Annotated in this window: 13 protein-coding genes; 9 read left to right on the top strand and 4 right to left on the bottom strand. The window is 59.0% G+C overall.

Annotated features, from left to right (window positions below):
* Together Q4Q11_RS28815 and Q4Q11_RS28810 are read left to right on the top strand one after the other, a co-directional pair.
* The coding region (locus tag Q4Q11_RS28815) for a nicotinate-nucleotide--dimethylbenzimidazole phosphoribosyltransferase (protein ID WP_498571608.1) at positions 1–274 on the top strand (274 nt) is incomplete at its 5' end.
* Between the two features lie 184 nt (positions 275–458).
* Entirely contained in the window at positions 459–851 is a 393-nt protein-coding gene (locus Q4Q11_RS28810) for a diacylglycerol kinase (protein ID WP_112509241.1), read from the top strand.
* Positions 852–974: 123 nt separating this feature from the next.
* Here the strand turns inward: Q4Q11_RS28810 and Q4Q11_RS28805 are convergent, their stop codons facing one another.
* Positions 975–2,504, bottom strand: a complete 1,530-nt coding sequence (locus Q4Q11_RS28805) for a sensor histidine kinase (RefSeq protein WP_112509243.1) — start codon at positions 2,502–2,504, stop codon at positions 975–977.
* Positions 2,505–2,627: 123 nt separating this feature from the next.
* On the opposite strand from Q4Q11_RS28805, the gene Q4Q11_RS28800 reads away from it, so the two are divergent.
* From Q4Q11_RS28800 to Q4Q11_RS28790, 3 genes are all read left to right on the top strand, one after another.
* The gene (locus Q4Q11_RS28800) at positions 2,628–3,203 is read left to right on the top strand and encodes a thermonuclease family protein (protein ID WP_113336597.1); all 576 of its coding nucleotides are present in this window, start codon (positions 2,628–2,630) and stop codon (positions 3,201–3,203) included.
* Positions 3,200–3,832, top strand: a complete 633-nt coding sequence (locus Q4Q11_RS28795; RefSeq protein WP_112509248.1) for a uracil-DNA glycosylase family protein — start codon at positions 3,200–3,202, stop codon at positions 3,830–3,832. Before Q4Q11_RS28800 ends, Q4Q11_RS28795 begins: the two co-directional genes overlap by 4 nt.
* Positions 3,833–3,897: 65 nt before the next feature.
* Positions 3,898–4,386, top strand: coding sequence for an Lrp/AsnC family transcriptional regulator (locus Q4Q11_RS28790; protein WP_069613098.1), 489 nt, complete (start codon positions 3,898–3,900; stop codon positions 4,384–4,386).
* Between the two features lie 59 nt (positions 4,387–4,445).
* On the opposite strand, the gene Q4Q11_RS28785 is transcribed toward Q4Q11_RS28790, so the two are convergent.
* The gene (locus tag Q4Q11_RS28785) at positions 4,446–5,339 is read right to left on the bottom strand and encodes an NAD(P)-dependent oxidoreductase (RefSeq protein ID WP_498571609.1); all 894 of its coding nucleotides are present in this window, start codon (positions 5,337–5,339) and stop codon (positions 4,446–4,448) included.
* A 245-nt stretch (positions 5,340–5,584) separates the two neighbouring features.
* On the opposite strand from Q4Q11_RS28785, the gene Q4Q11_RS28780 reads away from it, so the two are divergent.
* The 4 genes from Q4Q11_RS28780 to Q4Q11_RS28765 all read left to right on the top strand — a co-directional run bounded on the left by Q4Q11_RS28780 (position 5,585) and on the right by Q4Q11_RS28765 (position 9,696).
* Positions 5,585–6,553, top strand: coding sequence for an aliphatic sulfonate ABC transporter substrate-binding protein (locus tag Q4Q11_RS28780; protein WP_498571607.1), 969 nt, complete (start codon positions 5,585–5,587; stop codon positions 6,551–6,553).
* 192 nt (positions 6,554–6,745) lie between these two features.
* Complete coding sequence (ssuD, locus tag Q4Q11_RS28775; protein ID WP_112509255.1) at positions 6,746–7,921, top strand: FMNH2-dependent alkanesulfonate monooxygenase; 1,176 nt, start codon at positions 6,746–6,748, stop codon at positions 7,919–7,921.
* Positions 7,922–8,048: 127 nt separating this feature from the next.
* Entirely contained in the window at positions 8,049–8,885 is an 837-nt protein-coding gene (gene ssuC, locus Q4Q11_RS28770; RefSeq protein ID WP_113336600.1) for an aliphatic sulfonate ABC transporter permease SsuC, read from the top strand.
* 10 nt (positions 8,886–8,895) lie between these two features.
* On the top strand, positions 8,896–9,696 hold the full coding sequence (locus Q4Q11_RS28765; protein WP_113336601.1) for an ATP-binding cassette domain-containing protein: 801 nt from the start codon (positions 8,896–8,898) through the stop codon (positions 9,694–9,696).
* On the opposite strand, the gene Q4Q11_RS28760 is transcribed toward Q4Q11_RS28765, so the two are convergent.
* The gene (locus Q4Q11_RS28760; protein WP_113336602.1) at positions 9,693–10,169 is read right to left on the bottom strand and encodes an SRPBCC family protein; all 477 of its coding nucleotides are present in this window, start codon (positions 10,167–10,169) and stop codon (positions 9,693–9,695) included. The genes Q4Q11_RS28765 and Q4Q11_RS28760 overlap by 4 nt on opposite strands.
* Positions 10,166–10,510, bottom strand: coding sequence for an ArsR/SmtB family transcription factor (locus Q4Q11_RS28755; protein WP_498571606.1), 345 nt, complete (start codon positions 10,508–10,510; stop codon positions 10,166–10,168). The genes Q4Q11_RS28760 and Q4Q11_RS28755 overlap by 4 nt, the downstream gene beginning before the upstream one ends.
* Between the last annotated feature and the right edge of the window lie 131 nt (positions 10,511–10,641).

Raw genomic sequence — 10,641 nt, 5'->3', positions numbered from 1 at the left:
GATCATCGACGGTTATGTCGCGACCGCTGCCGCCTCCATTCTGAAGGCCGCCAATCCCTCTGCGCTCGATCATTGCCTGATCGGCCATGTTTCGGCGGAGCCGGGCCATCTGCGCTCCATCGAGAAGCTCGGCAAGACGCCGCTTTTGGCGCTCGGCATGCGGCTTGGCGAAGGTACGGGAGCCGCATTGGCTGCGGGTATCGTCAAGGCTGCGGCTGCCTGCCATTCGGGCATGGCGACATTCGAAAGCGCCGGCGTGTCCAACAAGCACTGAAAATAAAAGCGGCGTGGTGTTGAGATAAGCGTTTCGCCGCTAAATTTCTGTGGATTATCGGCTTCGGTCATAAATCTGTAATGAATTCTAAGAGTGACTAAAGGCACCGCCTTGCTTCGCTCACGGTGAGGCGGTATTCGCAAAGCATCCAACTTGCAACCGGAACGTTACGGGCAGAACGGCAATGGCCGAGTTTTCGAAACCAGCAGTTACCAAGGAAACCGGTCTCCGGCATTTCCTCGCCGCTGCCGGCTATTCCTGGGGCGGTTTTCGGCGCTTGTTGCAGGAGTCGGCCTTCCGCCAGGAGCTCCTTTTTGCGGCGATAGCGCTGATCCTGTTGATCACCGTCGGCGCCACCGTCGGGGAGATCGTGGTCGCCATGGTACTGTTCCTCGGCGTATTTGCGGTCGAGGCGATGAATACAGCGGTGGAAGAGGTGATCGACCGGATTTCGCCGGAGATTTCCAATGTCGGCAAACACGCCAAGGACCTCGGCTCGTTTGCCGTCCTCTGCATGCTGGTCGCTTCCGGCATTTACCTGGTTTACGTGATCGGCAGCCACCTGATTTTCCGCTAAGCATTTCCAGGAAAAAGTGCGTAGCGGTTTTCCGTCCGGAAATGCGTTGGGAAATAAGAAGATAGAGCGTTTTTGCGATTCGAAGAAAAGCAAAATCTTTAGGCGGCGGAACTGACGCTTCGCTCAGGCGAAGCTCTTCCTGCGTCGCTCGACGAGGGGCGCATCTTCGACGGCCGGCAGGCTTTGCAGCACGCGTTTTGCCGGCAATATGGCAATGACTTCCGTGCCTTCCCGCAGCTTGGATTTCAGCACGAACTGGCCGTCATGCTTGGCGAGAATGGCCTGGACGATCGGCAAGCCCAGGCCCGTGCCCTGTTCCGCGCTTTTGATGGCGATCGAACCCTGGCCGAAGGCGGACAGCACGACCGGTATCTCTTCCTCGGGAATGCCAGGTCCGTTGTCCTTGATCGCTACATATTCGCCGCCGCCCGCCGTCCAGCCGACCTTCACGCTGATCTCGCCACCTTGCGGCGTGAATTTTACTGCGTTCGATAGGAGATTGAGGATCACCTGGCGCATCGATTTCTCATCGGCCCAAACCGAAGGGAGCTGTGCTTCGAATTGCGAGGAGATTGAAATGTTCTTGCCGCGCGCGCGCAGCTGCACCATGCCGATGCAGTCTTCGGCAATGTCGAGGAGAGAAATCGCCTCTTCGTTCAATTCATATTTGCCGGCCTCGATGCGTGAGAGATCGAGGATTTCGTTGATCAGGTTGAGCAGATGCTGGCCGGACCGATGGATATCGGTGGTGTATTCGCGATAGGTCGGATTGTTGAGCGGCCCCATGACCTCAGCCGACATCACTTCGGAAAAACCAAGAATGGCGTTGAGGGGTGTCCTGAGTTCGTGCGACATGGAGGCGAGGAAGCGCGATTTGGCGAGATTTGCTTCTTCTGCCCGTCTGCGCGCCTCGTCGGACATGGATTTCGCCACTTCCAGTTCCGCGATCAGATCGTCCTTCTCCGACTGGAAGGAAAGAATTTTTAAATTCGATTGATACATGCGGTTGGTGATGAAGGTGAAGAATATCACGGCGACCGAGATAGCTGCTGTCAGCGCGATATCTGAGGGTTTTCGCGTGAGAGCGGCCGTGACGACCAACGCCACGGTGGCCGGTGCGAAGGAAAACGGAACCGCCCGCGGCAGCATGAAGCTGGACATGGCGGTGATACAGATCGCCACCAGCAGGATCGTGCCCTTGTAGAGCGCGAAACTGTCGCCACTGCACGTCGGGCAATTCTGTGTGGCGAAAATGGCCCAGCAGGAGCCCACCAGCAATTGTCCAAGTAACAGGAGCTGCCGCCACTTTCTGGCGCCTTCGGCAGTGATTTCCTGCTTCCTGGCGCGCCGACCGATCAGCATGTTGATGGCATGGGCCGTCAGGATCGGAATGGTCCAGAAGAAAATGCTCGCGTCTCGCGTCAAATAGACGCCGAAGACGGCGACGAGGAGGACAAAAATCGGCACGACGGCGGCACTCTGCCGCAGCGTGTCGATGTGCATCATTATCAGTTCGCGGTCAAAATTGTGGTTATGGCCGTTCTGCAGGCGCTCGCGCGTTTGCCGCACGGCCTTCGACACAGCCCGGTTACGGTGACTGCGCGATCGGTCGACGATGTTTTTATCTGTCGATGTGCTGACGCCGGTGCTCATGGTTACATTGAAACTTGGCTTGCCTGAGGTTACACACTAGCGTCCAAATCTTAAGAAGATGCTGCGCTGAAATGATTTGTTTGCCATCTTCGCCAAGGATTTATTCTTAAAGGAGGCAAGAACGTGATGCGGCCAGGCCGCCTGTTTCGCGACGGTGCGGCCACTTTCGCCTTGCTTGCTGTTCTTGCATTGTTCGCATCAAAGATGAACAATCGACCGGAAATCGTTCAAAAGGGCAAGTTTTATGTCATCGATGGCGATACTCTTTCCATCGAGGGTGAGCGCTTGAGGCTCAAGGGTATCGATGCCCCGGAATATCGGCAGCGTTGCCGGCGCGATGACGGAGACTGGGCCTGCGGCGAAGAAGCGCGCAAAGCGCTTGCCACAATGGTTAAAACGGGAGTGCCTGAATGCAGGGGGCGTGAGAGGGATCGCTACGGTCGCCTGCTGGTGACTTGCGCCGCTGGCAATCTCGATATCAACGCTGCGATGGTTCGCAACGGCATGGCTGTTTCATACGGTGCCTATGGCGGTGAGGAACAGATTGCGCGACAGGCGAAAGCCGGACTTTGGGCCGGCGATTTCGAGAGGCCGAGCGACTACCGGCGCGAAGAGCATATGGCGCATGACGGGGCAGACGGTTCGATTGCGGGATTGTTCGGCTACCTTCGCCAACTCGTCGGATGGAGCACGCCATGAAGCAGGAAAGCGAACTGCAGATCCTGCGTTCGGCGATTGCTGCTTGTCGCCTCTGTCGGGACGCGCCGGCCAAGGGGGAGGCGGATCGCCTGCCGCACGAGCCGCGGCCGGTTGCCACGCTGTCGTCGACCGCTCGGATACTCATCGCAGGTCAGGCGCCGGGATTGCGTGTCCACGAAAGCGGCCTGCCGTTCAACGATGCTTCCGGCGACCGGTTGCGGCAGTGGCTCGCGGTGGATCGTGAGAGCTTCTACAACCCGGATCATTTCGCCATAATGGGCATGGGTTTCTGTTTTCCGGGCTATGATGCGGCCGGGAGCGACCTGCCGCCGCGCAGGGAGTGCGCGCAGTTGTGGCGGCAGCGGGCGATGGATGCGATGCCGCAGATCGAATTGATCCTGACGATCGGTCAATATGCGCAAGCCTGGCATCTCGGGGCGGAGCGCATGGGCTCGATGACGGAAACTGTCGCGCAATGGCGGCGTTACCTCCTGACCAACCGGTCGCCGGCCATCCTGCCGTTGCCGCATCCGAGCTGGCGCAACAGCGGCTGGCTCAAACGTCATCCCTGGTTCGAGACCGAACTGCTTCCGGTTTTGCAACAACGTGTGAAAACCCTGCTTTCCTGAGAAAAAGTTTCTTTTCTCTCGCTTAAAATGAGCTATAGAGAGAATATAATTCGAAGGGATGCTAAATGGACCGCCTTGACCGCAAGATTCTGCGCCTGCTGCAGGAAGATTCCACTCTGGCTGTTGCCGATCTCGCCAAGAAGGTCGGTCTGTCGACAACGCCTTGCTGGCGCCGTATCCAGAAGATGGAAGAGGATGGCGTCATTCGCCGCCGCGTCGCCCTGCTTGATCCGGAGAAGGTCAATACGAAGGTTACGGTTTTCGTTTCCATCCGCACCAACAGCCACTCCATAGAATGGCTGAAGCGCTTTTCCGAAGTCATCGCCGATTTTCCGGAAGTGGTCGAATTCTATCGCATGAGCGGCGATGTCGATTATCTGCTGCGCGTCGTCGTCCCGGATATCGCCGCCTACGATGCATTCTACAAGCGCATGATCGCCAAGATCGAGATCCGCGACGTTTCCTCTGCCTTTGCGATGGAGCAAATCAAGTATTCGACGGAGCTGCCGCTCGACTACATGCTGCTGGAGAACGCAAAGTCCAACGAGGACTGAGCAACTTTTCGCAAAGCGCTCAGCCGAAATAGATATCGGCTGAGCGCTTTTATATATTGTCATTTCTTATCCAGGCGTGCGAGCAGCGAGGAGGTATCCCAGCGATTGCCTCCCATCGCCTGGACATCGCCATAGAACTGGTCGACGAGGGCCGTGAGCGGCAACTTGGCTTGATTGCGGCGCGCTTCCTCCAGAACGATGCCGAGATCCTTGCGCATCCAATCCACAGCGAAGCCGAAATCATATTTGCCCGCGTTCATGGTCTTGTGGCGGTTTTCCATCTGCCAGGAGCCGGCGGCCCCCTTGGAAATGACTTCCACGACCTTTTCGATATCGAGGCCGGCCTGCTTGCCGAAGTGAATGCCTTCGGCAAGGCCCTGGACGATGCCGGCAATGCAGATCTGATTGATCATCTTGGTCAGCTGACCGGCACCCACCGGTCCCATCAGGCCGACCATGCGGGCATAAGCGTCGATGACGGGGCGGGCCTTTTCGAATACCGCTTCATTGCCGCCGCACATGACGGTCAGCACGCCATTCTCTGCCCCGGCCTGTCCGCCGGAAACTGGGGCGTCGATGAAGTCGATGCCTTTTTCCTTGGCGGCTGCGTGAAGTTCGCGGGCGACTTCGGCGCTGGCGGTGGTGTTGTCGATGAGAATCGAGCCCGGCTTCATGCTTGAAAGGACGCCGTTCTCACCCGTGGTCACCGAACGCAAGTCGTCATCGTTACCGACACAGGTGAAGACGAAATCGGCACCTTCGGCTGCTTTGGCCGGAGTAGGGGCGAACTTGCCGTCATATTGCTTGGCCCAAGATTCGGCCTTGGCAACGGTGCGGTTGTAGACGGTTACGTCGTGTCCGCCCTTGACCTTGAGATGCCCGGCCATGGGATAGCCCATGACGCCCATGCCGATGAATGAGACCTTTGCCATTTCATAACTCCCTGACCGAATTTGTTCCGAAGGCTTAGCGGAAAGGCCAGGGGGACGAAAGGCCGATTTGTCGGCCAACTTGTCACTGTGGCATATGATTTGAAATCTGATTCCAGATTATCGTTAACATTGGAATGGAATTTCGTTTTCGGCATGAATCTTCATAATATCCTTTGTCGATATAATCTATGGATTTGCGATCTTAAACCATCGACAACGAGCCGATGGCGGCGGAAGCGCCGGGGCCTCATGAAAAGGGAAGTTCGATGATTTCGCGCAGACAGACACTTGGCCTTCTCGGCGCCACAGCGGCCGCTTTCGCTTTGCCTTCCATCCGGTCGGCACGTGCGGCCGCGGCGACGACGCTTCGCATCGGCTGGCAGAAGAATGGCGTATTGGCATTGGCGAAACGTCGAGGAGCATTGGAAAAGCGGCTTTCCGATCGCGGCATTTCCGTCGAATGGTCGGAATTCACATCCGGCCCGCCGCTGCTGGAAGCGCTCGGTGCCGGTGCTCTCGATTTCGGTGCGACCGGCGACGTGCCGCCGCTCTTTGCGCAGGCTGCCAACGGCAATCTGCTTTATGTCGGTCTTTATACCGGCAGCCCCGAAAGCTCTGCCATTCTCGTGCGAAAGGATTCGCCGATCCAGACGCTTGCCGATCTCAAGGGAAAGAAGGTTGCCTTCAAGCGTGGGTCCAGCGCCCACAACGTGACCGTCAAGGCACTTCGCAAAGGTGGGCTGGCGATCACAGATATCCAGCCGCTCGATCTCGCACCGTCGGATGCGTTCGCTGCGTTCAAGACCGGCGCCGTCGATGCCTGGTCGATCTGGGATCCCTACCTCGCCATTGCAGAGGCCGATCCGGATACGCGCATCCTGACGACGGCGCGCGGTATCGTCGATTCCTTCAGCTATTTCCTGGCGAATGGCGATTTCACCAAGGGCAACCCGCAGGTCATCGTCGATGTCATCGATGAGTTGGCGAAAGTAGGGGCGGCGGCACAAGCCAATCTGGACAAGAGCATTACGGCGCTGGCGGAGATCACCGGTGTCCCAGCCGGGGTGACGCGGGTGACTCTGACGCGCCCTGGCGCCAATCTCGGCGGCGTCTCGACCATCACCGATGCCGCAATCGCCTATCAGCAGGGGCTCGCCGACGAATTCTACAATCTCGGGGTCATTCCGAAAAAACTGACCGTCACGGATATCGTCTGGCGGCCGAAGGCGAGCTGAGACCGACAAGCGTCGGCAGCTATCGCCGCGCCCGGAACACTAGGGGCGCGGGCTTTTCCGGCAAAATATTTCGTCACGCACCAGCAATTGGAAAATCCATATTGTCGATATAATCGATAGTCTATATCAATATCAGGATCGAACATCGGGAGTGGCTCCCGACCACGCGCATCCAGAAAGCAGGAAAGCTTCATGACCGCGACCGCAAAACCCATCGATTTCCTCTGGTTCATTCCGACCTCCGGCGACGGCACCTATCTGGGTACGACCGATCTCAACCGCGGCCCGGAGATCGGCTATCTCCAGCAGATCGCGCAGGCGGTCGACCGGCTTGGTTATACCGGCGTGTTGCTTCCGACGGGGGTCTCCTGCGAAGAGTCCTTCGTGACGGCCGCAGCGCTCTCGGCCCATACACAAAAGCTGAAATTCCTGGTCGCGATCCGTCCGGGTACGGCGTCGCCGGCCTATTATGCGCGCCTTGCCTCGACACTCGATCGTGTCTCGAATGGCCGCGTGCTGCTCAACATCGTTGTCGGCGGCAGCCCGGCCGAGTTGGCCGGCGATGGTATTCATTTGGAGCATGACGAACGCTATGCCCATGCCGACGAGTTCTTCCATGTGTGGGAGGAGCTGCTGGAAAAGGGCTCTTCCACCTTCGAAGGCAAGTATATCAAGGCGACCAATGCAAAGCTCGGCCTGCCGCCAGTGCAGGCGCCGCGGCCGCCGCTCTATTTCGGCGGCTCTTCGGATGCGGGCATCGAATTCTCCGTTGGCCGTGTCGATAAGTATCTGACCTGGGGCGAACCGCCGGCACTGGTGGCCGAAAAAATTGCAAAGGTGCGGGCCGCAGCCGCCAAGCGCGGACGCGAGGTCAGCTTCGGCATTCGCCTCCACTTCATTGTTCGTGAAACGGACGAGGAGGCATGGGCCGCAGCGGACAAGCTGATTTCCAAGCTTGACGACGAGACGATCCGCGAAGCGCAGGAGCAATTCGTCAACCAGTCGGATTCCGTTGGGCAGAAGCGCATGGCCGCACTGCATGGCGGCCGCCGCGACAAGCTTGAAGTATCGCCGAACCTCTGGGCTGGCGTCGGCCTGGTGCGTGCCGGAGCGGGCACAGCGCTCGTCGGCTCGCCGAAGACAGTAGCTGCAAGGCTGCGGGAATATCAGGAGCTCGGTATCGAAACCGTAATCGGCTCCGGCTATCCGCATCTGGAGGAAGCCTATCGTGTGGCCGAACTGCTCTTCCCCGAGCTGGGACTGAAGCGCGACGAGCAGCGTGCCGGATTCCGCAACGAGTTCGGAGCCAAGCAGATTTTCGCCGGCGGCAGCCATGGTGGCAATCTGAAGGTCGTTTCCGGCTCGTAACGCCTCTACCGCGTTTCCGCTTTTCTTCGAATCGCGAAAGCTCTCTATGTTCCTGTTTCTTTGCGCATTCCGGACGGAAAACCGCTGCGCACTTTTCCTGGAAATGCTCTTTTGAAGGGAGATCCCCATGTCGGCATTCGACACGTCTTTCGTCCGCGTGGTCTCGGCACGGCGCACGCGCACGGTAAAGGTCGCGGGGCAAGGCATCTCGTTCCAGAGATTTCTGCCGTTCCTGCTGCCGGTTGTCGTCATCGCGGCATGGCAGCTCGGCTCTTCGTTCGGTTGGATCTCCACTCGCATCATGCCGTCTCCGGCGGCAGTCGTGGTCGCCTTCTGGCAGACCACGATCTCCGGGCAGCTGCCGAATAATATCCTCGTCAGCGCCGGCCGCGCCTTCGCCGGTCTGCTGGTCGGCGGCTCGATCGGCTTCCTGCTCGGCATCGCCAATGGCGTATCGCGGCCTTCGGAGCAATTGACCGATACGACGCTGCAGATGCTGCGCACCATTCCGCACCTTGCCATGGTGCCGCTCGTCATTCTCTGGTTCGGGATCGGCGAGGAATCGAAGCTGTTCCTGACGGCGCTCGGCGTGCTCTTTCCGATCTATCTCAACACCTATCACGGCGTGCGCAATGTCGACCGCGGGCTTATCGAGATGGGCCGGGTCTACGGTATGAGCAACTGGACGCTGTTCCGAAAGGTCATCTTTCCCGGCGCGCTTCCGTCCATCCTCGTCGGGCTGCGCTTCGCCCTTGGTATCATGTGGCTGACGCTGATCGTCGCCGAATCCATCGCGGCGTCGTCAGGCATCGGCTACATGGCAAACAATGCCCGCGAATTCGGCATGACCGATGTGGTGGTGCTGACCCTGGTTATCTACGCCATTCTCGGCAAGTTCGCCGATGTCGTTGCGCGGGCGATCGAGCGTAGAGCCTTGCGCTGGAACCCGGCCTATCAGAATTGAGGAAGTTCCCATGAGCGTCACCGTACTTGATCGCCCACGGCGGGAAGCCAGGAATGCCGCGTCGCAAGTTACGGGCGCCGCAGCGATCCATATCAAGGGTCTGGAGAAGAGCTTCGGCAGCAACCGCGTCCTGCGCGGCATCGATCTCGATATTCCCGCCGGCCAGTTCGTGGCCGTCATCGGCAAAAGCGGCTGCGGCAAGAGCACGCTGCTGCGCATCCTGATGGGGCTTGAAGAGCCGACAGGCGGCCATCTGCACTTTGAAGCGGTCGATGGCGATGACACACAGCCCAATACGCGCATCGTCTTTCAGGAGCCGCGGCTTCTGCCCTGGCTTTCCGTCGCCGCCAATGTTGCTGTCGGCTTGGGGGAGGGCGTGCCGCACGATTTGTTGCGGAAGGAAACGGTGTCGGTTCTCTCCGAGGTGCAGCTTTCCGAAAAGGCCGGCGAATGGCCGTCCAGCCTTTCCGGAGGACAGAAGCAGCGCGTGGCGCTTGCCCGAGCACTTGTCAGCAGGCCTGGGATCCTTGCTCTCGATGAGCCGCTCGGTGCGCTGGATGCTTTGACCCGCATCAGCATGCAGGAACTACTGAACAGCGTCTGGCGCGAGCTTGGCTTTACGGCCGTGCTTGTGACGCATGACGTCGGCGAGGCCGTGCATCTGGCTGATCGCGTCGTCGTTCTGGATGAGGGCCGGATCGTGCTCGACCTTGCCATTCCCTATCCGCATCCACGCCCCTATGGCAATTCAGCCCTGGCGGAGCTTGAAGGGCAGCTGCTTGCGGCCATCCTCGGCGAGGCGCGCGGCTAGTTTACCTTGGCGTCATCCGCCTCGACGAAGAGCCGGAGGTTATCGAAACCGATTTCCGTACCCATCAACCGCGAGCCGTTGTCGCTGTAACCGTCGAGGAAGACGACCTGTTCGACGAAGGTCATCTTCGTGCCACCGGGCTCGGCGGCGAAGCTGACCGTTGCCAGAGATACGGAAATTCTGACGTCGTCGAGCATCATGTCGAAGGCATAAATGAAGCGCTCGTTGTGAACGACGTCGATATAGCCCGCCTGATAGGCATGCACGATGCCGTCTGTCGAGGCGATGCGGTTGCTTTCGCTGCCGCCGGTGCGGAAGTCGAGCTGGAATTCCAGCGGCTTCCAGTCGCCGTGACAGGCAAACCATTGCTGCTTCTGCTCGGGCACTGCCCAGGCATTGAAGACCTTCGGCAGCGGCGCCTTGAAATGACGTTCTATGGTGATCGTCGTATGGTCTGTCGATCTTGCTCTCATTCGTCTGTCGTCTCCGTCGATGTATCGGTCAGGAAGAGGTCGAGGCGGTCGAAGGTTCTGTTCCAGGATGCCTTGCGTTCGGCGATCCAGCGTTCGACGGTTGCCAGTGCTTCCTTGCGAAGCTGGTAGGTGCGCACCCGGCCGGTCTTTTCCGACAGCACGAGGCCGCTCGTCTCGAGCACCTGCAGATGTTTCATCACGGTCGGCAGCGCCATGTCGAGTGGCTGCGCCAGCTCCGAGACGGATGCAGGTCCACGCCCGAGCCGATCGATCATGCCGCGGCGGCTCTGATCGGAAAGGGCCTGGAACATGCGGTCGAGCGCCAGCGATTCTTCAAGCATTCGGCTTTTCCGGCCGGAACTGCGCCGGTAGCTTGTCACTATAAGGGTACATATGGAAATAGGGCGTGGCTTCCCGCAGGACGCGGGCGAAGGAAGGGCGGTCGAGGAGGCGCTGATAATAGGCCTTCAGC

The sequence above is a fragment of the Rhizobium sp. UFLA01-1127 genome, from assembly GCF_059803845.1.
The sequence above is the reverse complement of the archived record's forward strand: the minus strand, read 5'-3'. Positions and strand labels throughout refer to the sequence as shown.

Bases quoted from the DNA above. Each gene is read 5' to 3' on its own strand.
- Q4Q11_RS28810 (WP_112509241.1), top strand. From the start codon at position 459: ATGGCCGAGTTTTCGAAACCAGCAGTTACCAAGGAAACCGGTCTCCGG.
- Q4Q11_RS28805 (WP_112509243.1), bottom strand. From the start codon at position 2,504: ATGAGCACCGGCGTCAGCACATCGACAGATAAAAACATCGTCGACCGA.
- Q4Q11_RS28795 (WP_112509248.1), top strand. From the start codon at position 3,200: ATGAAGCAGGAAAGCGAACTGCAGATCCTGCGTTCGGCGATTGCTGCT.
- Q4Q11_RS28790 (WP_069613098.1), top strand. From the start codon at position 3,898: ATGGACCGCCTTGACCGCAAGATTCTGCGCCTGCTGCAGGAAGATTCC.
- Q4Q11_RS28780 (WP_498571607.1), top strand. From the start codon at position 5,585: ATGATTTCGCGCAGACAGACACTTGGCCTTCTCGGCGCCACAGCGGCC.
- ssuD (WP_112509255.1), top strand. From the start codon at position 6,746: ATGACCGCGACCGCAAAACCCATCGATTTCCTCTGGTTCATTCCGACC.
- ssuC (WP_113336600.1), top strand. From the start codon at position 8,049: ATGTCGGCATTCGACACGTCTTTCGTCCGCGTGGTCTCGGCACGGCGC.
- Q4Q11_RS28765 (WP_113336601.1), top strand. From the start codon at position 8,896: ATGAGCGTCACCGTACTTGATCGCCCACGGCGGGAAGCCAGGAATGCC.
- Q4Q11_RS28760 (WP_113336602.1), bottom strand. From the start codon at position 10,169: ATGAGAGCAAGATCGACAGACCATACGACGATCACCATAGAACGTCAT.
- Q4Q11_RS28755 (WP_498571606.1), bottom strand. From the start codon at position 10,510: ATGCTTGAAGAATCGCTGGCGCTCGACCGCATGTTCCAGGCCCTTTCC.